Source organism: Methylobacterium sp. GC_Met_2 (assembly GCF_026540795.1).
Lineage (GTDB): Bacteria > Pseudomonadota > Alphaproteobacteria > Rhizobiales > Beijerinckiaceae > Methylobacterium.
Genome location: NZ_JALNUM010000107.1, coordinates 1 through 20,443, shown reverse-complemented (window position 1 = coordinate 20,443; position 20,443 = coordinate 1). Strand labels below are relative to the sequence as shown.

20 protein-coding genes are annotated in these 20,443 nt (G+C 69.4%); 11 read left to right on the top strand and 9 right to left on the bottom strand.

What is annotated here, in order from left to right; translation table 11 throughout:
• The coding region (locus OXS49_RS26290; RefSeq protein WP_267427629.1) for a D-2-hydroxyacid dehydrogenase at nt 1–927 on the bottom strand (927 nt) is incomplete at its 3' end.
• A gap of 103 nt (nt 928–1,030) precedes the next feature.
• On the bottom strand, nt 1,031–2,239 hold the full coding sequence (locus OXS49_RS26285) for an aminotransferase class V-fold PLP-dependent enzyme (protein ID WP_244003580.1): 1,209 nt from the start codon (nt 2,237–2,239) through the stop codon (nt 1,031–1,033).
• 514 nt (nt 2,240–2,753) lie between these two features.
• On the opposite strand from OXS49_RS26285, the gene OXS49_RS26280 reads away from it, so the two are divergent.
• The 3 genes from OXS49_RS26280 (at nt 2,754) to OXS49_RS26270 (ending at nt 5,360) form a co-directional block, all read left to right on the top strand.
• Entirely contained in the window at nt 2,754–3,569 is an 816-nt protein-coding gene (locus tag OXS49_RS26280) for a UDP-2,3-diacylglucosamine diphosphatase (protein WP_244003578.1), read from the top strand.
• Between the two features lie 10 nt (nt 3,570–3,579).
• A complete protein-coding gene (locus OXS49_RS26275) occupies nt 3,580–4,626 on the top strand; it encodes a glycosyltransferase family 1 protein (RefSeq protein ID WP_267427626.1) in 1,047 nt (348 codons plus the stop codon).
• Between the two features lie 131 nt (nt 4,627–4,757).
• Complete coding sequence (locus OXS49_RS26270; protein WP_267427625.1) at nt 4,758–5,360, top strand: ribonuclease HII; 603 nt, start codon at nt 4,758–4,760, stop codon at nt 5,358–5,360.
• Nucleotides 5,361–5,445: 85 nt separating this feature from the next.
• Here OXS49_RS26270 and OXS49_RS26265 read toward each other — a convergent pair whose 3' ends face one another.
• Nucleotides 5,446–6,573 carry a PA0069 family radical SAM protein gene (locus tag OXS49_RS26265; RefSeq protein WP_267427624.1) on the bottom strand — a complete coding sequence of 376 codons (1,128 nt, stop codon included), beginning with the start codon at nt 6,571–6,573 and terminating at the stop codon, nt 5,446–5,448.
• Between the two features lie 150 nt (nt 6,574–6,723).
• Here OXS49_RS26265 and OXS49_RS26260 point away from each other — a divergent pair, with 150 nt between their 5' ends.
• A complete protein-coding gene (locus OXS49_RS26260) occupies nt 6,724–7,254 on the top strand; it encodes a hypothetical protein (protein WP_267427623.1) in 531 nt (176 codons plus the stop codon).
• Between the two features lie 136 nt (nt 7,255–7,390).
• On the top strand, nt 7,391–8,839 hold the full coding sequence (locus tag OXS49_RS26255) for an amino acid permease (RefSeq protein ID WP_267427621.1): 1,449 nt from the start codon (nt 7,391–7,393) through the stop codon (nt 8,837–8,839).
• Between the two features lie 232 nt (nt 8,840–9,071).
• On the opposite strand, the gene moaB is transcribed toward OXS49_RS26255, so the two are convergent.
• A complete protein-coding gene (moaB, locus tag OXS49_RS26250) occupies nt 9,072–9,629 on the bottom strand; it encodes a molybdenum cofactor biosynthesis protein B (RefSeq protein WP_244003567.1) in 558 nt (185 codons plus the stop codon).
• 135 nt (nt 9,630–9,764) lie between these two features.
• Here moaB and maiA point away from each other — a divergent pair, with 135 nt between their 5' ends.
• Both maiA and OXS49_RS26240 read left to right on the top strand, forming a co-directional pair.
• A complete protein-coding gene (maiA, locus tag OXS49_RS26245) occupies nt 9,765–10,412 on the top strand; it encodes a maleylacetoacetate isomerase (RefSeq protein WP_267427619.1) in 648 nt (215 codons plus the stop codon).
• A 147-nt stretch (nt 10,413–10,559) separates the two neighbouring features.
• Nucleotides 10,560–11,891 (top strand): NAD(P)/FAD-dependent oxidoreductase, encoded by a 1,332-nt coding sequence (locus tag OXS49_RS26240; RefSeq protein WP_244003563.1) that lies wholly within the window; start codon nt 10,560–10,562, stop codon nt 11,889–11,891.
• 400 nt (nt 11,892–12,291) lie between these two features.
• Here OXS49_RS26240 and dctP read toward each other — a convergent pair whose 3' ends face one another.
• Entirely contained in the window at nt 12,292–13,422 is a 1,131-nt protein-coding gene (gene dctP / locus OXS49_RS26235) for a TRAP transporter substrate-binding protein DctP (protein WP_244003589.1), read from the bottom strand.
• A gap of 143 nt (nt 13,423–13,565) precedes the next feature.
• Between dctP and OXS49_RS26230 the strand changes: the two genes are divergently transcribed.
• Nucleotides 13,566–14,132: a protein-tyrosine-phosphatase gene (locus tag OXS49_RS26230; protein WP_244003561.1), complete on the top strand. Its 567-nt coding sequence runs from the start codon at nt 13,566–13,568 to the stop codon at nt 14,130–14,132.
• A 120-nt stretch (nt 14,133–14,252) separates the two neighbouring features.
• Here the strand turns inward: OXS49_RS26230 and OXS49_RS26225 are convergent, their stop codons facing one another.
• From OXS49_RS26225 to OXS49_RS26210, 4 genes are all read right to left on the bottom strand, one after another.
• Nucleotides 14,253–15,389, bottom strand: a complete 1,137-nt coding sequence (locus OXS49_RS26225) for a branched-chain amino acid ABC transporter substrate-binding protein (RefSeq protein ID WP_267427613.1) — start codon at nt 15,387–15,389, stop codon at nt 14,253–14,255.
• A gap of 150 nt (nt 15,390–15,539) precedes the next feature.
• Complete coding sequence (locus tag OXS49_RS26220) at nt 15,540–16,709, bottom strand: polysaccharide biosynthesis/export family protein (RefSeq protein ID WP_267427611.1); 1,170 nt, start codon at nt 16,707–16,709, stop codon at nt 15,540–15,542.
• A 461-nt stretch (nt 16,710–17,170) separates the two neighbouring features.
• Nucleotides 17,171–17,419: a hypothetical protein gene (locus OXS49_RS26215; RefSeq protein WP_267427609.1), complete on the bottom strand. Its 249-nt coding sequence runs from the start codon at nt 17,417–17,419 to the stop codon at nt 17,171–17,173.
• A 181-nt stretch (nt 17,420–17,600) separates the two neighbouring features.
• Nucleotides 17,601–17,876, bottom strand: a complete 276-nt coding sequence (locus OXS49_RS26210; protein ID WP_243918922.1) for a DUF3072 domain-containing protein — start codon at nt 17,874–17,876, stop codon at nt 17,601–17,603.
• 172 nt (nt 17,877–18,048) lie between these two features.
• Between OXS49_RS26210 and OXS49_RS26205 the strand changes: the two genes are divergently transcribed.
• The 3 genes from OXS49_RS26205 to OXS49_RS26195 form a co-directional block, all read left to right on the top strand.
• Nucleotides 18,049–18,630, top strand: a complete 582-nt coding sequence (locus OXS49_RS26205; protein ID WP_267427607.1) for a gluconokinase — start codon at nt 18,049–18,051, stop codon at nt 18,628–18,630.
• Nucleotides 18,627–19,448, top strand: coding sequence for a Cof-type HAD-IIB family hydrolase (locus tag OXS49_RS26200; protein ID WP_267427605.1), 822 nt, complete (start codon nt 18,627–18,629; stop codon nt 19,446–19,448). The genes OXS49_RS26205 and OXS49_RS26200 overlap by 4 nt, the downstream gene beginning before the upstream one ends.
• 217 nt (nt 19,449–19,665) lie before the next feature.
• A partial coding sequence (locus tag OXS49_RS26195; protein ID WP_267427604.1) for a transglycosylase SLT domain-containing protein occupies nt 19,666–20,443 on the top strand: 778 nt, incomplete at its 3' end.

Genomic DNA, 20,443 nt, shown 5'->3' with positions numbered 1-20,443 from the left:
CTGCGGCTTGCCCGCCACGAACGCCTCGACGTTGTCGACGAGCTGATCGGCCAGGATCTGCATCGCCTCTTTGCTGGCCCAGGCCACGTGCGGGGTGACGATCAGGTTCGGCAGGTCGGCCTCGCACAGGATGTTGCCGTCCTTGGGCGGCTCCTGCGCCACCACGTCGAAGCCCGCGCCCGCAATCGTGCCGTCCTTGAGCGCTTCGAGCAAAGCCGCCTCGTCGACCAGCCCGCCCCGGGCCGTGTTGATCAGGATGGCGCTCTTCTTCATGCGCTTAAGCTCGGCCGCGCCGATCATCCCCTTGGTGTCGGGGGTCAGCGGGACGTGCAGCGTGATCACGTCGGATTGGGTCAGGATCGTCTCGAAGTCCACGAGCCCGTCCTGCGGGAACACGTCGAAGGCCAGAACCTTCATGCCGAGCGCTTCGGCCCGCTTGGCGATCGACTTGCCGAGCGCCCCGTAGCCCACGATGCCGAGGGTCGAGCCGGCGATGTCGTAGATTGGATAATCGAAGTAGCAGAACTGCTTGGACTTCGCCCAATCACCCCGCCGCACCGAGTTGGCATAGGGTACGATCGCCCGGCGCAGAGCGAACATCAACCCGACCACGTGCTCCGGCACGGTGTTGAACGCGTAGTTGCGGATGTTGACGACCGTGATCCCCTGCGCTTTGGCCTGGGCCTTGTCGACCACGTCGGTGCCGGTGGCCGCCACCGCGATCAGCTTGAGATCGGGGAGCTGCTTCAGCGTCTCGGCCCGCATCGGCACCTTGTTGATCAATGCGATCTCCGCGCCCTGAAGGCGGGAGACGATCTCCTCCGGCGTCCAGGTCGAGTCGTGCTCGACGTATTCGTGCGGGAAGTTGAACGGTCGGACCCTGGCATCGAGGGATTCACGATCCAGGAACACGATCTTCTTGGTCATAGGACCCCTCTCGGACGACGGGTAGTTTCCTCGATAGTCTTGTTCTTACTTGCGCGTCGGGGCGGGCCCGGCAACCCGGTCCCGCCCCGATCGCGTGCGCGGCTTACGCCTTATGCAGCGGATTCTCGCGCAGATAGCTGGAGGCGGCGGCGACGCCCGAGCCCGGCGTGACCTTGATGCCGCAATCGATCATGGCCATCTCGGCGCCCGCGATGGCGCCCAGCAGCGACAGCTCGTTCAGGTCGCCGAGGTGGCCGATGCGGAACACCTTGCCGGCAACTTTCGACAGGCCAGCGCCCAGCGAGAGGTTGTAGCGCTCGTAGGCGTGGGTGATCACCTTGGCGGCGTCGGCGCCCTCCGGGACCACGATCGCCGTGACCGTGTCGGAGTTCCACTTCGGCTCCTTGGCGCAGGGCTTGAGGCCCCAGGCCGCAACCGCCTGGCGGGTCGCCTCGGCGAGCACGTGGTGGCGGTGGTAGACGTTCTCCAGCCCCTCCTCCTTCACGACCTGCAGAGCCTCGCGCAGGCCGTAGAGCAGCGGCAGGACGGGGGTGTAGGGGAAGTAGCCGGTCGCGTTGGCGGCGAGCTGGTCCTTCCAGGCGAAGTAGGCGTGGCCGAGCCGGTCGTTGCGGCCGGTGCCGCCCTCGGCGATCTTGAGCGCCTTCGGGCTGATGCAGATCAGGCCGAGGCCGGCCGGCAGCATGAAGCCCTTCTGCGAGCCCGCGATGGCGCAGTCGACCTTCCAGTCGTCCATGTAGAACGGCAGCGAGCCGATCGACGAGATGCCGTCCACGAACAGCAGCGTCGGGTGGCCGGCGGCGTCGATCGCCTTGCGGACCGCACCGATATCGCTGGTGACGCCCGTGGCGGTCTCGTTGTGGACGACCATGACGGCCTTGATCTTATGGTCCTTGTCGGCGCGCAGGGCCTCCTCGATCTTCTGCGGATCGGCGCCGGTGCCCCACTCCTCCTCCTGGACGACCACGTCGAGGCCGAGGCGCTGAGCCATGTCGACCCAGAGGTGGCTGAACTGGCCGTAGCGCGAGGTCAGCACCGTGTCGCCGCGGCAGAGCGTGTTGGACAGGGCCGATTCCCAGATGCCGGTGCCCGAGGACGGGAACAGGATCACCGTTCCGGCGGTCGAGCCGAACACCATCTTGGAGTCCTGCAGGAGCGGCTTCACCAGCTCGGGAAAGCTCGGCGAGCGGTGATCCTCGGACGGCACGTGCATGGCGCGCAGCACCCGGTCCGGGATGTTGGTCGGGCCGGGGATGAAGAGATGGTTGCGACCGGGGCGCCGGGTTGCGGCCATGATGTTTCCTCCGAATAGTCGATTGCGCGCAGGCCGAGCCTGCGACGGGTTGTCCAAACGTCCTCGGGAGTCGGTCCGGCGCCGGCGGGCGCGGCTCGCGCCACGCCGCCTCGAACGCCATCCTCTGCCGTGGGTGGGGGGCGCAGCGGAGCGGCAGGCGGCCTCGTGCCGCTCGCGTCGCGGCGCGCCCCCGCGCGCCGGTCGCCTCCGAAATGCCGTCCCGCCCGACGGCCCCAGGGCCGTCCTCGCCGCCTTCCTGTCATGCCCGGCCGCGCTCGTACCGAGCCGCCGGTTATCTGGCATTATGAGGCGGTGTAGCGTGAAAGGAAAACCGGAAAAACTTCCGGAACTTGCCAAAAAAATTTTTTGTGCGCCGCAGCGATACTAATCTCCGATTGAGAAGCTACGCCGCAACGCACCCAGGCTCGCAGGATACCGCCCTCGGCGCGTCATCAAACTGAGATGGGATCGCGCTCTGGATCCCGGCCGTATTCAGCCGCCGGGAGACGAAGCCGTGGCCGAGGGTGAGGAGATGCCGGTCCGGGTCCGGACGCTGTTCCTGTCCGATCTGCATCTCGGGACGCGCGGCTGCCAAGCTGGTCTGCTGCTGTCATTCCTGCGGGATTACGACGCCGACACGATCTACCTCGTCGGGGATATCGTGGACGGCTGGCAGCTGCGCTCCGGCTGGTACTGGCCGCAGGAGCACAACGACGTCGTCCAGAAGCTGCTGCGCAAGGTCCGCAAGGGCGCCAAGGTCGTCTACCTGCCGGGCAACCACGACGAATTCCTGCGCGACTACGTCGGCATGAATTTCGGCGGCATCGAAGTCTCCGAGACCGCGATTCACGAGGCCGCCGACGGGAAGCGCTACCTCGTGATCCACGGCGACCAGTTCGACATGGTGGTGCGCCACTCGCCCTGGCTCGCCCATCTCGGCGACGGGGCCTACACGCTGGCGCTGTCCCTCAACACGCTGCTCAACAAGATGCGCCGCCGGGTCGGACTGTCCTACTGGTCGCTCTCGGCCTGGGCGAAGCTGCGGGTGAAGAACGCCGTGAGCTTCATCGGCCGGTTCGAGACGATCCTGGCCGAGGAGGCGCGCCGACAGGGCGCCGACGGGGTGATCTGCGGCCACATCCACCACGCGGCCGATCGGCCGATCGGCGAGTTGCGCTACCTCAACACCGGCGATTGGGTCGAATCCTGCACCGGGCTGGTGGAGCATTACGACGGCCGCATGGAGGTGCTGCACTATCCGAGCCTGCTGCGTGCCCGCGCGGCCGAGACCGTGCCGCAGGCGGTCCCGGGCCGGCGCGCGGTGGCGTGAGGGCTCGACCGTGAAGCTCCTGATCGCCAGCGATGCGTGGCATCCGCAGGTCAACGGCGTGGTGCGCTCCCTGGAGCAGATGGTCCGCCGGGCCCCAGAGCACGGCTTCGCGACCACGATGCTGACGGCGGCGGATTTCCCCTCGCTGCCGATGCCGGGCTACCCGGAGATCCGCCTCGCCTATGCGGGACGGGAGCGGGTGGCGGCGCGCTGGCGGGCGGAGCGGCCGACCCATGTCCACATCGCGACCGAGGGTCCGGTGGGATACGCGGCGCGGCGGCACTGCCTGTCGCACGGCCTGCCGTTCACCACGAGCTATCACACGCGCTTCCCGGAATACCTCGCCGCCCGCCTGCCCGTGCCGGAGGCGTGGTCCTACGCTTATCTGCGCCGCTTCCACGGGGCCGCCCGCGGCACGATGGTCAGCACGGCCTCGCTCCAGAGCGAGTTGGAGGCCCGGGGCTTCACCCACATGATGCGCTGGACGCGCGGGGTCGACACCGAGCGGTTCCGCCCCGCCAAGCCCGGCGCACCGCCGCCCGAGGAACTCGCCGATCTGCCGCGACCGCTGTTCCTCTATGTCGGCCGGCTGGCGGTGGAGAAGAACATCGCGGCCTTCCTGAATCTCGATCTGCCGGGCACCAAGATCGTGGTCGGTGACGGGCCGGACCGGGGGCGACTCCAGAGCCTGGCGCCGGCGGCCCGGTTCCTCGGGACCCGGACGGGGTCGGCGCTCTCGGCGATCTACGCGGCCTGCGACGTGTTCGTGTTCCCGAGCCTGACCGACACGTTCGGGATCGTGCTGCTGGAGGCGCTGGCCTGCGGCCTGCCGGTGGCGGCCTTCCCGGTGCCGGGCCCGAACGACGTGATCGGGGGCACGCGGGTGGGCATTCTCGATCAGGACCTGCGGGTCGCCGCCCTCGCCGCCCTCGACCTGTCCCGGGCCGAGTGCAGGGCCGAGGCCCTGCGCCGGGGTTGGGAGGTGAGCGCGCGCCAGTTCTTCGGCAACATCATCGAAGCCCATGGCGGCGAGCGCCTTGCCCGGGACGCCGCCTGAACGGGTTTTCAAGGGGCTTGCCCTTTGGTGGCTCGGCAGGGCAAAGCCCGGTGGCAGGAGGCTGCCCTGCACCTGCAAAAGGTCGGAAACCTTTTGAAACCGTGACGTTCGCGATCCCACGGAAGAGGGCGATGGCGCGCCCGTTCGATCCGTCCCGCGCCGCAGCCTATCCGGTGGCGATCGGCTGCGATGAGGTTGGCCGCGGTGCCCTGTGCGGCCCAGTCGTGGTCGCGGCGGTCTGGTTCGATCCAGCGGCGCTCCCGCCCGACTTGCTCGCCGCCCTCGACGACAGCAAGCGCCTCCCCGAGCCCGAGCGTGAGCAGCTCGCCCCCTTGATCCGCGCGCACGCCCGCGTCGCCGTTTCGGCCGGCTCCCGGGCGCTGATCGACCGCGTCAACATCCGCGCCGCGACCCTCGACGCCATGGCGCGCGCAGTGGACCGACTGGGCATCGCGGCGCCGGTCCTGGTCGATGGCCGCGACGCGCTGCCCGGACTGCCCAGCCGGGCGGTGGTCGGCGGGGACCGGCTGGTGCCGCAGATCGCCGCCGCCGCGATCGTCGCCAAGGTGTTTCGCGACACGCTGATGCGGCGCCTCGCCCTGCGCCACCCCGGCTACGGCTGGGAGCGTAATGTCGGCTACGGGACCGCTCTCCACCGGGCCGGCCTGACCAGCCTCGGCCGAAGCCCGCACCATCGGCTGAGTTTCACCCGTGGGTTCGATCCGGCACCCTGACGTGCTTCCCAGGGCTCCGCCCTGAACCCGCGCGAGGTCTCGACCTTTCGAAACCGGGGTTTTCCCGAACGGGTTGAACGGGCGCTTAAAACAAATTCAGCTGCGCCCCCGGCTTGCGAAAGACTTCCCGGTTCAGTCCCATCCGGCCGAATGCGTAGCCGAGCCGTGTCCCGGAGAGCCGGACGCGCTGGCCGATCATCGCCGCGTAGGCACCCTCGCCGCGGAAGCGATGACCGAAACGGGGATCGTTCTCGCGGCCACCCCGGGCCTGCCGGAGCAGCGCGAAGGCGCGGGCCTGTCGCTCCGGATAGTGCTCGGTGAACCAATCGGCCACTAGGTCGGCGACTTCGCCCGGGAGTCGCAGCAGGGCATGGCCGATCCGGCTCGCGCCGTGCTCCCGGGCGCGGGCGAGGATGGACTCGATCTCGTGGTCGGTCAGCCCCGGGATGATCGGGGAGACGTTGACCATCACGGGCACCCCCGCTTCGCTCAGGCGCGCCATCGCGGCGAGACGCTTCTCGGGCCGGGGCGCCCGGGGATCGAGCCGTCGGGCGAGGGCCGGATCGAGGGTCGGCAGCGAGATCGCAACGAGGGCGAGGTTGTCGGCAGCCATCTCGGCCAGGAGGTCGAGATCGCGCAGGACGAGGTCGGATTTCGTGGTGATGCCGACCGGATGCCGGGTGTCCCGCAGAACCTCCAGCACAGCCCGGGTGATGCGGTGGGTGCGCTCGGCCGGCTGGTAGGGATCGGTGGCCGTGCCCAGCGCGATCGTGTCCGGGCGGTATCCCGGCGCCGCGAGTTCGCGCCGGAGCAGCCGGGCGGCGTCCGGCTTGGCAAAGATCCGCGATTCGAAATCGAGCCCCGGCGACAGTCCCAGGAAGGCATGGGTCGGCCGCGCATAGCAGTAGATGCAGCCGTGCTCGCATCCGCGATACGGATTGATCGAGCGATCGAACGGTATGTCGGGCGAAGTGTTGCGGGCGATGATCCGGGCGGATCGTTCCGGCGTCACCTGCGTACGGAGGGGAGCGGGATCGTCGGCCGTCCAGTCGGGGTCGTGAAACACCTCGCGCTGCGCCGCTTCGAAACGGCCGGTGGGGTTGGACGTGGACCCGCGCCCGCGCCGCCCGGCCTCAGGGGGCGTGCTGGCGGCGAGCCGCTGCACACCCGCTGGTCTCGACCCGCCCCGCGAACCCAAGACGTTGTCCGCCATGATGACGCCCTCTGTTTCACGTGAAACATAGAGAGAACATCGCGCTGGGGAACGCCTGTTTTTCGGGCAACCCCCACATCTGTGCGTTTCTTGGTAACACCCCGACCTTCCGGCGACGCAGGAATGGTTTACGGCAGCGCAAAATCGTCTATGCGCGCGCTCATGCTCTCTGCGGTGACCTACCTGGCCAACCCGGCCCATCCGGACGCGATCGATCGCTTGGCCGACACGCTCGGCGTGCTCGTCTCCGGCGTCGCCGGTGGCCTGATCGGCGATGCGGTGATCGTGACGGGTCGCGCCAGCGACGCCGTGGCGGCCGTCGCCGAGGCGACTGGCGCGGTCTTGGTCGTCCACGCCGGCGACAGCCCCTACACGGCGGGCGCCGCATTGGCGCGTCGGGACTGGATCCTGTGCCTCGAGGCCGGGGATGTCCCCGCCGAGGGCTGGATTCGGACCCTCGACCGCTTCGTCGGCACCGCCCGCCCGGAGACCGGCCTCGGCCGCCTGCACCGCCCGGCCGCCGGCTGGCGTGCGCGCCTGGTCGGCCGGGCCGAGATCCTGACAGGCGCCCGCAGAGCCAGGGCGGGCGATGTGGTCCGGCGCGAGGCGCTGCGGAGCGGACCGGTCTTCACCGCGCGTCTCAAGGTTCGGCCGCTGATTGCCCGTATCGATCGGGCATAAGCGGGAGGATATTGCATACCGCCACGTTGTTGTCCGTTGATCCGCCTCTACAACTCTCAGTCAATGGCAAAGGATTTGCGGCATCTCCCGGTGCGGGAGGGACCGCCTGCCCGCTGCGCCCTGGGAGGATGTTGCGATGGATGCGTCGGGCCTGATGGGGCGGAAATCCGTCGACGACATCATCGAAAGCGGCGAGGGCGAGCAGCAACTCTCGAAGTCGCTCGGCGCGCTGTCGATCACCGCGATGGGCATCGGCGCCATCATCGGCGCCGGCATCTTCGTGCTGACCGGCACGGCTGCCGCGCAATATGCCGGTCCGGGGATCATGCTGTCCTTCGTGCTCGGCGGCATCGCCTGCGCGTTCGTCGGCCTGTGCTACTCCGAGATGGCGGCGCTGATCCCGGTGGCGGGGTCGAGCTACACCTACACCTACGCGACGCTGGGCGAATTCTTCGCGTGGCTGATCGGCTGGGATCTCATTTTGGAATACGCCATGGGGGCGGCCACCGTGGCGGTGGGCTGGTCGGGCTACGTCACCAGCATCCTGAAGGATGTCGGGATCGCGATCCCGGCGCAGTTCGCGCACGCGCCCGGCACGCCGATCGACGGCGGGGGCACCGCCCTGTTCAACCTGCCGGCGGTGCTGATCGTGGCGCTGATCACGCTTCTGCTGATGCGCGGCACCAAGGAATCGGCCCGCTTCAACAACGTCATGGTGGCGGTGAAGCTGACCGTCGTGGTGGCCTTCATCGCGCTGGGCTGGGGCCATGTGGACACGGCGCACTGGACCCCGCTGATCCCGGAGAACGACGGCACCTTCGGGCATTACGGCTACAGCGGCATCCTGCGCGGCGCGGGCGTGGTGTTCTTCGCCTTCATCGGCTTCGACGCGGTCTCCACCGCGGCCCAGGAGGCGCGCAAGCCCCAGAAGGACATGCCGATCGGCATTCTGGGCTCGCTCGTCGTCTGCACCATCCTGTACGTTCTGGTGGCGGCCGTGCTCACCGGGCTGGTTCCCTACAAGGATCTGAACGTCCCCGATCCGATCGCCAAGGGCGTCGACGTGATCGGCATCGGCTGGTTCGCCATCCTGATCAAGCTCGGGGCGCTCACCGGCCTGACCACCGTGATCCTCGTGCTGCTCTACGGCCAGAGCCGGATCTTCTTCACCATGGCGCAGGACGGCCTGCTGCCGAAGATGTTCGCCCACGTCCATCCGACCTACCAGACGCCCTATCGCAGCCAGGCGCTGATCGGCGCCGCGGTCGCCGTGGTGGCGGCTTTGGTGCCGATCAACATCCTGGGCGAGATGGTCAGCATCGGGACGCTCGCGGCCTTCATCCTGGTCTGCGGCTCGGTGATCTACCTGCGCCGGACCAACCGGAACATGAAGCGCCCGTTTCGGGCACCGGCCGTGCCGATGGTGCCGATCCTCGGCATCCTGTTCTGCCTCCTGCTCATGGCCGGCCTGCCGCTCGATACGTGGCTGCGGCTGGTGATCTGGATGGCGATCGGGCTCGTCGTCTACTTCTTTTATGGGCGCAAGCACTCGGTCCTGCGCCGCAAGGAGGGGACCACGGCGTAGCGCCGTTCGCAGTGGCCGACGCGCTGGCTCAAAGCACGACGCGCCTCTCCCTCCCCCCTTTGCGGGGGAGGGTGGCCCCTGCGTCAGCAGTAGTCGGGAGAGGGGAGCCCGGCTTCAGAAGGGGGCGCGGCTGGCGGGACAGGCAGAACTTGGTCCTGCACCGTCGCTCCCCTCTCCCGACCCCTTTCGGGGCCACCCTCTCCCGCATAGGGGAGAGGGAAATTCCCGCGCCTCACACCGTGATGCTGGCCCCCCGCCTCAGATGCTCGTCGAGCCGCGGCATGATCTCCACGAAGTTGCAGGGGCGGTGCCGGTAGTCGAGCTGCTGCGCCAGGATCCCGTCCCAAGCATCCCGGCAGGCCCCGGGGGAGCCCGGCAGCACGAACACGTAGGTCGCCCGCGCAACCCCGGCGGTGGCCCGCGATTGCAGGGTCGAGGTGCCGATCTTGTCGTAGGAGATGCGGTGGAAGACGGCGGAAAAGCCGTCCATGCGCTTCTCGAACAGCGGCTCCAGCGCCTCCGGGGTCACGTCGCGCCCGGTGAAGCCCGTGCCGCCCGTGGTCAGCACCACATCGATACCCGGATCGCGCAGCCATGCCTCGACCTGGCCTCGGATCGCCGGGACCTCGTCCGGCACGATGGACCGGGCCGCGAGGCGGTGGCCCGCCTCCGTCAGGCGCTCGACCAGCGTGTCGCCGGATCGGTCGTCCTCCGGGCGGCGGGTGTCCGACACGGTCAGCACCGCGATCGACAGGGGGATGAAGGCGCGCGGGGCGGGCTGGTCGGCCATGGATCGGGTCTCCGGGACAGGCGACCGATATGGGCCCGCCGCTTCGGCTTGTCGCCCCCAGGCGGTCGCACGCGCCCCCTTGCGGCGGAAGGCAAACTCGGTTGTGCTCTGCCGATCCTCCGGAGACTCTATCCGATGCACATGTACGGCAACTGGCGCTCGGCCGCCGCCTTCCGGGTGCGGATCGCCCTCAAGCTCAAGGGCATCGCCTACGAGGAGACCTTCATCGACCTCGATGCGGGCGACCAGCACAAGCCGGAATTCCGGGCGATCAACCCGCAGGGCGCGGTCCCGGCCTTGTTCGACGGGGACGGGCCGCCGCTCACCCAGTCCCTCGCGATCCTGGATTATCTGGAGGAGACGCAGGGCGGCGTGCGCCTCTTGCCCGAGGAGCCCCGGGCGCGGGCGCGGGCGCGCTCGCTGGCGCAGGTCGTCGCCTGCGACACGCACCCCCTCTACGTGCCGCGGGTCCGTACCTTCCTGATGGAGCATTACGACCTGCCCCGGGAGCGGATGCTCGACTTCCTGCGCAACGCGTTCGAGACCGGCCTGCGGACCCTGGAGACGCGCCTCGCCAACGAGCCCGGAACCGGCCGGTTCTGCCAGGGCGACGCGGTGAGCCACGCCGATCTTTGTCTCGTGAGCCTCTGGGTCGGGACCGGTATCTTCGGCGTGGATACGGCGGCCTATCCGACCGTCGGGCGGATCGCTGCGGAATGCCTCGCCTTGCCGGCGGTGGCCGAGGCCCATCCCCTGCGTCAGCCCGGCGCTCCGCAGGCGTGACCCGGGACGCGCGACGCGGGCGCGCGTGGCTTCGTCACGCGTGGCTTCGTTGCGCGTGATCTTGGCAGGCAGATGTGGCAATCGGACACTCGGCACGTGTAAGCAGGCCGGCGTCTTAATCCCGGTCCGGGAGCGGAAAGAGTGGCGATGGCATCCGTCGAGAACGAGTCAGGTTTGCATCGCGTCGTGGTGGTGGGCGGCGGCGCCGCCGGCCTTCAGCTGGTGACGAAGCTCGGCGACAAGCTTGGGCAGGGCAAGCGCGCCCACATCACGCTGGTGGACCGCGCCCGCACGCATATCTGGAAGCCGCTGCTCCACGAGGTCGCGGCCGGCAGCCTCGACATCGGCCACCACGCGGTCGATTACCTGCACCACGCCCACATGCACGGCTTCCGCTACCGGATCGGGCGCATGACCGGGCTCGACCGGGACGCCCGGACGATCCAGCTCGCGGCGAGCCACGACGCCGAGGGCCGCGAGGTCACGCCCGAGCGCACGGTTCCCTACGACACGCTGGTGATGGCGGTGGGCTCCACCACCAACGATTTCGGCACGCCGGGCGTCGCCGAGCACGCCATCGCGCTCGACACCCAGGATCAGGCGGTGCGCTTCCACCAGCGCCTCGTGAACGCGTCCCTTCGGGCCCACACCCAGGCCGGCCCGGTCCGGCCCGGGCAGCTCCATGTGACGGTGATCGGCGCGGGCGCGACCGGCACCGAGCTCGCCGCCGAGCTGCACAGGACCCTGCGCCACGTGGTCGCCACGGGGCTCGACAAGATCGACCCCGGCAAGGACATCCGCATCACCCTGGTGGAGGCGGCCGACCGCATCCTGCCGGCCGTGCCGCAACGGCTCTCGACCGAGGTGATGCAGCTCCTCAACAAGATCGGCGTCGATGTCCGCGTGAAGGCGCGCGTGACCGAGGTGCGGGCGGATGGCGTGCAGCTCGCCGACGGCACCTTCATCCCCTCGGAGCTGGTGGTCTGGGCGGCGGGCGTGAAGGCGCCGCCGTTCCTTCAGGGCATCGGCGGCCTCGAGACGACGCGCACCAACCAGCTCGTGGTGGCCCCGACCCTGCAGACGACGCGGGACCCCGACATCTTCGCGATGGGCGACTGCGCCTATCTGGTCGAGGCGGGCTCCGACACGCCGGTGCCGCCGCGCGCGCAGGCGGCCCACCAGCAGGCGAGCCATCTCATCGGCCAGATCCGGGCCAAGATCGACGGAAAGCCGCTCAAGCCCTTCAAGTACAAGGATTTCGGCTCGCTGGTGTCGCTCGGCGAGTACTCGACCGTCGGCAGCCTGATGGGGTTCGTGCGCGGCAAGAACATGCTGATCGCCGGGCTGTTCGCCCGGATGATGTACCGCTCGCTCTACAAGATGCACGAGCAGGCGCTCCACGGCACCGCCAAGACGGTCCTCGACACCCTGGCGCGCGCCCTCACCCGCCGCACCGAGCCGCGGGTGAAGCTGCATTAGCAGCGATCATCCGATCAGGGTTTCGAACGGTCCGGGACCCGCCCTTTCGAGGTGTTTGCGGAGTCACTTTGACACTGCCTTGGCGCCCTCTCCTCCGCCGTGTGGGGAGACGTTGGAGGTGGGGGTGATGCAGAAGGCGCCGGACCGCTCGATCCTGAGCCACCCCCACGCCGTACCCCTCCCCACAAGGTGGATGGGAAAAGGCGTTGATTTTTAAAACGTCAGACCCAAGAATCGCGATTCTGGCAGTCAGTCCAAAGACCTTGAACGGGCTCGGTCCGCGACCGTTTGCGGGTACGCGGCGCAAGCTTTGCGGAATTTTCGGGGCCCTGCCCCGACCCCGCCAAAGGGATGATCCTTTTGGGATCCCCAGAGGCCCAAAGACGTCCCGTAACAGACTCTACCCCCGCGCGCGGGCCCGAATCATGAAGTTGTCGTAGGTGTATTCCGCGACCTGGAACCAGAGATACTCCTCGTTCCGGAAGGTGCGCATCGCCTCGTAGACCCGACGGAAATCGGCGTTCTTGGCCGCGATCTCGCCGTAGACGTCGTTGGCGTTCTTGAGGGCGGCTTCCATCACATCCTGCGGAAAGGGCCGCAGCAGCGCGCCGCCGGCGACCAGCCGGCGCAGGGCCTGGGGGTTGCGCGCGTCGTACTTGGCCTGCACCTCGGTGCCGACCTGGGCGGCGGCGGCCCGCAGGATCGCCTGGTAGTTCTTCGGCAGCGCCTTCCATGCCTCGGCGTTGAACCAGAAGTGCAGCATCGCGCCGCCCTCCCAGAAGCCGGGATAATGATAGACCGGCGCGACCTTCTGCAGCCCGAGGCGCTCGTCGTCGTACGGACCGATCCACTCGGCGGCGTCGATCTTCTTCGCCTCCAGCGCCGCGTAGATCTCGGAACCCGGAATCGTCTGCGGCTGGACGCCGAACTTGGCGAGCACCTGCCCGCCCATGCCGTCGATCCGGAACTTGAGCCCCTGGAGATCGGCGAGGCTCTTGATCTCGCGCCGGAACCAGCCGCCCATCTGCGCGCCGGTGTTGCCCCCCGGCACGCAGACGAGGCCGGCCTTCGCGAACACCTCGGCGAAGAGCTCGGCCGCGCCCCCCGCCAGCCACCAGGCGGCGGCCCCCCGGGCGTTAAGCCCGAACGGCACGGCGGTCGCGAGCGCGAAGGTCGGGTCCTTGGCCATGCCCAGCGTCGCCGGCCCGTGACCCATCTCGACGGTGCCGGCCGCGACGGCATCCAAGAGGCCCTCGGCGGGAACCGGCTCGCCGGGGCCCTGGACCCGGATCTGGAAACGACCGTCCGTCGCCTCGGCGACGATCCGGCTGAGCGTCTCGGAGGCGCCGAACAGGATGTCGAGGGTCTTGGCGTAGGCCGAGGACAGGCGCCACCGCAGCTCCGGCGCGCCCTCGGCCAGGGCCGGAGCGGCGAGCGGCCCGGCGACGGCCGCGCCCAGGCCGGCGGCCAGGAGGGTGCGCCGCGTTCCGGCCTTCGAGGGGTGCGCGATAAGCGTGTCGTCCAACGGGATCTCGTCCGAGCGTGTGATGTCCGTCCGGCGCGGATTTGCCGGCCCGCAGCTAGCATGTCTGCACCGGTTCTCGAAAGCCGCGGGCGGCGGCGGCAGTTCCGTCGCAGCTCGAATCGGGCGACCGACCGTGCTAGGCGCCGGAGATGGAACCCATGCCCTCCGTCACCCTGCATACCGTCTGCGGCCTGGAGGAGCTGGCCGGCCATGGGACGCGCGGCGTCAGCCATGTCCTGTCGCTCCTCGACCCCGGCACGCCGGAGCCCGAGGCCTTCGGGGCTTACGGTGCCCATACCCGCACGACGCTGCATTTCCACGACTGCCTCGGCCCCGGCGACGGGCTCGTGCCGCCAGAGCCGGAGGATGTCGCGGCGATCCTCGGGTTCGGGCGGCAACTCGACGGGGCGGCGCATCTGCTGGTGCATTGCCATTACGGCCTGTCGCGCTCCACCGCGGCGCTGCTGATGCTGTTCGCGCAGGCCGAGCCCGGGACGCCGGCCGACGCCCTGGTGGCGCGGTTGCACGCCCTGCGCGAGCCGGCCTGGCCCAATGCAAGGATGATCGGTTTCGCGGACGCGCAACTCGGCCGGGAGGGACGGCTCAGCGAGGCGGTCCGGCAGCTCCACGCCCTGCAATTGCGGGTGCGGCCCCACCTCGCCGAATTACTGCGCGGGCTCGGGCGCGGTGCGGAGGTGGACGCCGCGAAGGCGTGAGGCCGCGGTCCGTCCGGTCAGGCAGCTGCCGTCCCCAGTCGGCACGTCCGGAAACGGACTTTCGGCAGCTCCCCGTACGCGGCATCGCCCCGCCCGACGCCCGGATCTGCGCGAGAGCGCTCACTTGCCCGCCGGCGTAAAGCTCCCGTCCTTCCACACGTACAGCACGTAGCCCTGCGCGGTGACGTCGCCCTTGGAGTCGAACCCGACCGTGCCGAGCACGAGGTCGAACCGTTCCGTGTGCAGCGCCTGCGCGATCGGCTTCGGCTCGACCGAATGGGCGAAGTTGGCGGCCGCCACCAGCGCCTGCATAGCCGCGTAGCCGTAGATGGTCGATCCGGTGGGATCGACGCCCTCGCCCTTGAAGGTCTTTACCACGCTGGCCGCGGCCGGTTGCCGGCTCGGATCGAGGTAGAAGGTCATCAGGACGCCGTTGCTCGCAGGCCCGGCGATCTTGCCGAAGTCCGGCGAGGCGATGGCCGAGGTGCCGAACCATTGCGGCCGAAAACCCCGGTCGGCGGCGATCTTCACGAGGCGCCCCATCTCGGTGGCGTCGCCGCCGTAATAGACCACGTCGATCCCCGCGGCCTTCAGGCGGTCGGCCAGGGCGGTATCGTCGGCGTCGCTCGGTGAGAACGAGAGCGACAGCGCCTCGTTGACGCCGATCCGGTTGAGGTTGTCCTTGGTGGCCGCGGCGAGCGCCCGGGAGGCCGGGGTCTGATCCTGGATCAGCGCGATCTTCCGGTCGCGGAACCGCTCGGCCAGCACGGCGGCCGAGAGCCGCGCCTGATCGTCATCCCGTCCGCAGACGCGGAAGATGGTCGGCAGTCCCCGGTCGGTGAGCCGCGCCGCCACGGAGGCGGCGGTGATCATCACCACGCCGTTCTGGGCGTAGATGTCGGACGCCGCGATCGAGGCGTTGGAGCAGACATGCCCGACCACGAGGCGGACGTTCCCGCGCACGAAGTGGTTAGCCACCGCGGTCGCGGTGTTCGAGTCGCAGGCATCGTCCTGCACGTCGAGGGTGACGGGCTGGCCGTCGAGGCCGCCCATGGCGTTGGCGTCCCGCGCCGCCGCCTCGACCCCGCGCAGCACCTGCTCGCCCACCGCAACGTAGGGCCCCGAGCGTGGGACCGCCACGCCGACCACCACATCGGCCTTCGCCGGCACCGCCGGGAGGAGCACGACACACAGGCTCAGGGACATCAGTGCGGGCTGGAACAGCCCGCTGGCGGGGACGACGCGTCCGATCTTCATCGGGCTCTTCTAGGCATCCTTGCGCGCGGCGACTACAAGCGGACAGCGTGCGGCATCCGCGACGCACGCCCTCACCGCACCCGAAGGCCATACGCGAGGATGCGGAGAAACGCGATTGTTTTCCGCAGCCTGTCGCGCGTCGTCCCGGCCTTACTTCACGTAGTAGTAGGCGGTGGCGACGGACGAGACCGGACCGGTGACGCCGCTGAAGGCGGTCAGCACCTTCGACAGCTCGGCGAACGGCGCGTTCGAGACGTAGACGAGGTCGCGGTTGCGCATCCGGAACGCCTGGGACACGAACAGGCTGTTGGGGTCGCGCATGTCGATCCGGTAGACCACCGGGACCAGCGGCGTACCGAGCAGCTTCGAGCCCGGGTTGAGCCGCCGCACCACGCTGGCCGGCTCGAACCGGAAGATGAACGTCCCGGCGGGGTCGGCGGTGAAGTCCGACAGGCCGCGCGCCTTGGCCAGCGCCTGCGCCAGCGTGATCCCGTCCGCCTGGAACGGCAACTCGGTGCTGTTGCCCAGCGCGCCCACCGCGATGAAGGTCTGCGGGTCGCGGACGAGCGTGAGCACGTCGTTGGGCCGCAGGTAGATGTTTTCCTTGGGGTTCGACACCACCGTGGTCAGCGGCACGGTCGCGGTCACCGGCCCGCGCGAGAGCCGCACGAAGGTCTCTGAGACCGGCGAGCGGTTGCCGCCCGCGGCCGCGATGACGTCGAGGATGCGGTCCCCGTGGCCCGACAACGGCAGGCGGGCGCCGGCCGCGCCCTCGCCGGTGATGGTGACGGCCTGGCTGATCGGGCGGGTGACCGACACGAGCACCTGCGGCTGGATGGCCTTGCCGGCGAGCTCGCTCTCGATCAGCGTCTGGACATCCTGGGGCCTGCGGCCGTCGACCTTGATGCGGCCGGCGTAGGGCACCGAGATGGCGCCGTCGCGCCCGACCGGCTGCTCGGGGATGAGGGCGGACTTGGACCCGGCCGAGAAGCGGTCGGCGACCAGCGGACCGGAGAACAGGCCGCCGGACCCGGCTTCCCAGATCGAGACCGAGACCATGTCGCCGATGCCGATGACCGGCTCGGCGGAGGGGCGGTGATCGCCGAAGGAGGCGAGCAGGCTGTCGAGCGGGCGACCGCGCAGGGCCTCGACGACGGCGGGGTTGACGTCGATGATCTCGTAGCGGGCCAGCAGGCCGCCATCGGCGGTAGCCACCTCCGAGCCCGCCTGGATCGCGCTCGCCGTCGGACCCGCAGCCGGCAGGTACGTGCAGCCCGACATCGCCGCGGCGGCGAGCAGGGCGAGGGGAAGAGTTCGCATCCAGATGTTGTCCATCGGTATTGCCGAGCCCGTGCCTAGCCGATGGCGGCCCGGGTGTCCGTAGCGGGTAGGCCACACTCCGCCCACGACGGCCAAGTCTGCCGTTTCATCCTCGATAAGCACAGCTTTTTCGGGGCAAGCGCAGCAGAGGCCGGGAATTCGTGCGGGACAGATGCCTGTCGATCCCCTGCGAACGGGTGTGCGACAGATGGGTGGACGAAGGCACGGCCGTAAACGCTCCGGGTCTGGCGTGGACCCGGGTTCCGCCCGATCGCCGTCCAAGTCGAAGGGCGCGCCGGGTCGGCGGCCACGGTTTCGCTAGTGGACTGTCCGAGGCCACGCGAACATCTTTTGGAGACGTCCCCCCTCCGGCGGGCTTCTGAGCCAGCGTTGCCGATGTCCGCGAGGAAGGCTGGTGCCGCGTCACAGCGTCGGGGCCAGGGTATCCCGGCGCAGATCCCTCAGTTGGTCTGTCCGACCGCGGCATTGATCTGGTTGTAAACGCCGCCCATCCGATTGGCGTAGATCCGCATGCTTCCGGCCGCAGCGAGGAAGATAAGCGACCCGATCAGCGCATACTCGATAGCGGTGGAGCCTCGCGCGTCGCGGGCGAAACGCGCCACGCCGACAGTCCAACCGATCTTTCCAGGGGCGACATCCTCGGATTGTACGGCACCCGTCCCGGCGCCGCCGCAACTCGGCTCCTGCATGGTCGAAACCGCCCTTCCACCACGCTCCGCCGCCCCCTTTGGCGGCGCGGCCCGTCACGGTTTCTAACCCTGCGGCGATTGCTGCGGTCTTAATGAAGTCTTCGAAACAGGGGCGTCTCGACTGTTCAAGTCACATTGTCCTCAGACGGACGCACCCGTATACCGGGTGCGTCCGGACCGGTCAGGCGTGTCCGGCCTTGTGCCGGAGATCATCGATCCGCTTGGAGGCTTCGGCCTTGTCGAGGTCCGGATCGAACGCCTCCGGCTCCTTCGCTTCCTCCGACAGGGTCTTGAGGTAGGACGACTGGGCGCCGGTCATCGGCTCGCCGCCGGTGGTCCACTGGTCCGGATCCTTGATCTGGTTGGAGGTGTCCTTGGGATCGGTCTTCGGATTCGCCTCGGACGCGTGGGACTTGGCGTCCGACTTCGAGGCGGACTTCGCGGTCGACTGGGTCATGGCCAATTTGTTCCTGAAATGTTCTGACGTCCCGATGTGAACGCTTGGTCCGGCCGTCAGTTCCGGCGTTGCCGGGGCGCCGCGGCGTTGTCCCCGGCCTTTCCATCCGATCCGTCGATCCTATTGATGAAGCACGGTGTCCGGGGAGACGCCGCGGTGCCATGGAGTCCGGATGATGTCCGCGGGAATGTTCGCGCACGGAACTGGGACGGCGGCTGGCGATGCGCTTGTACTCGTGGTCATGGGCGTCTCGGGGTCGGGGAAGAGCACCGTCGCGGCGCTGGTCGCCGAGCGGCTGGGGTGGACGTTCATCGACGGCGACAGCTTTCACGGCCCGGAGAACGTGGCGAAGATGCATGCCGGGCACGCCCTCGACGACGCCGACCGCGCCCCCTGGCTGGTCCGGATCGCGGCCTGGATCCGGGCGCGGCTTGCGGCTGGTGAGTCCGCGGTGGTGGTGTGCTCGGCCCTGCGCCGGGCCTACCGGGACAGCCTGACCGGCGGGAGCCGCCGGGTGCGCATCGTCTATCTGGAGGGAGACAGGGCGCTGATCGCCGGACGCCTTGCGGCACGCCACGGGCATTTCATGTCGCCGCTCCTGCTCGACAGCCAATTCGCCACGCTGGAAGCGCCGGGCCCAGACGAGCACCCCATCATCGTCGGGATCGCCGACCCGCCTGCGGTGGTCGCGGAGCGCATCGTGGCGCGTCTCGCGCAGGACAGCCGGGTCGAGCAGCAGGGAGCGAGCCGATGACAGCGCAATCCGACAAAGCCGCACACATCGCCCTGGTGATCTCGGACGTCGACGGCACGCTGGTGACCGGCGACAAGCGCCTCACCGCCGCCACGGTCGCGGCCGTGGGCCGGCTGCGGACCGCCGGGATCGGCTTCACCGTCGCCTCGGCGCGGCCGCCGGTCGGGCTGCGCGGGCTCGTCTCCGAACTCGGCCTCGATCTGCCGTTGGGGGCCTTCAACGGCGCCAGCGTGGTCCGGCCCGATCTGTCGCCCCTTGAGGAGCAGACAATTCCCGAGCCGGCCGCCCGCGAGGCGCTCGACCGGCTGCTCGCCGAGGGGCTCGACGTCTGGGTGTTCGCGCAAGGGGCGTGGTGCCTGCGCGATCCGCACGGGTCCTATACCGACCTGGAGCGCCGCACGATCGGTGTGGAGCCCCGGATCGTGGCCGATCTCGGCACGCTCATGGAGGCGGCCGCCAAGATCGTCGGGGTAAGCCGCGATCATGCTCATCTGGCGGCGTGCGCGGCGCGAATCGGGGCGGCGCTCGCCGACCGGGCGACCGTCCACCGCTCGCAGCCCTACTATCTCGACGTCACACCGCCCCATCTCGACAAGGGCCGGTTCGTCGCCTGGATGAGCCAGCATCTTGGTATCCCGCCGGAGCGGATCGCGACCTTCGGCGATGCGGGGAACGATCGGCCGATGTTCGAGCGCAGCGGCTTCTCGGTGGCGATGGGCAACGCCGAGGATTCCGTGAAGGCCGCCGCCAGCGCCGTCACCGACAGCAACGATGCGGACGGGTTCGCCCACGCCGTCGACCGCTTCATTCTTCCTTAGCGCACCCCGCGTAGACGCGGAATCGGCTGGGCGCGTACGGGCGCCCCCCGAAATCAAGGGATCGGCGCCGCGTTCCAGCGAATGAATCCGCCTGTGTCCTGCGAACCACAGGGAGCCTCCGCGCCCCGCCCGCCCACAGCTTGCCGAAGCGGGGCCGCTTTCCGGCCGCATTTGCCCGCGACCTAGCTTGAGCACAGAAACAGCACCGGGTCTCGGAATGCATCGCCTCCTCCTGGCTGCCGCCATCGCGGTCGTGCCCGCCGCCGCCTTCGGGCAGGCCGCACACGACAACATCGACGCGTTGATCGAGCAGCAGGCCAAGGCGAACGGCGTTCCGGCGAGCTTCGTGCACGCGGTGGTCAAGCGCGAGAGCAATTACAATCCGCGCGCCAAGGGCGGCAGCGCGCTCGGCCTGATGCAGATCAAGCATGCGACGGCGCGCAGCCTCGGCTATACCGGCGATGCCGCGGGGCTCCTCGATCCGGCCACCAATCTCCGCTACGGCGTGGCCTACCTGGCGGGGGCCTACCGCACCGCCCAGGGCAATATCAGTCAAGCTTACCAGTACTACAACCGCGGCTACTATTACGCCGCCAAGCGCCAGGGCATCTCGACCGAGGTCGCCTCGGTGGTGGCCCCGGTTGCCGCCTCCGCGAGCGCCCTGGCGAGCCTGTTCGGCGGCGGTGCCGCGGACGCCAGGGCCGCCGCGCCCCCGGCCCTGGCCTATGCTCCCAGTGTCGCTACGGCTGCGGCGCCGACCGAGACGGTCGAGGTGCCCCTGCCCCCGCGCCGTCCGGCGGCCCTTACGGGCATGATCCAATTCGCCAGCCTGTCCGTCGAGCCGGCCGCCGCAGCCCCGGCGGCGCAGACGGCGCAGGTCGAGGCCGTGGAGGTTCCACTGCCGCCGCGCCGGCCGGCCGGCTTCGGTACAGCATCCGCCGATCTCGCGGAACTGCGTCTCTCTCCCAAGGAGCCGATGGCCGAACCGGCCCCGA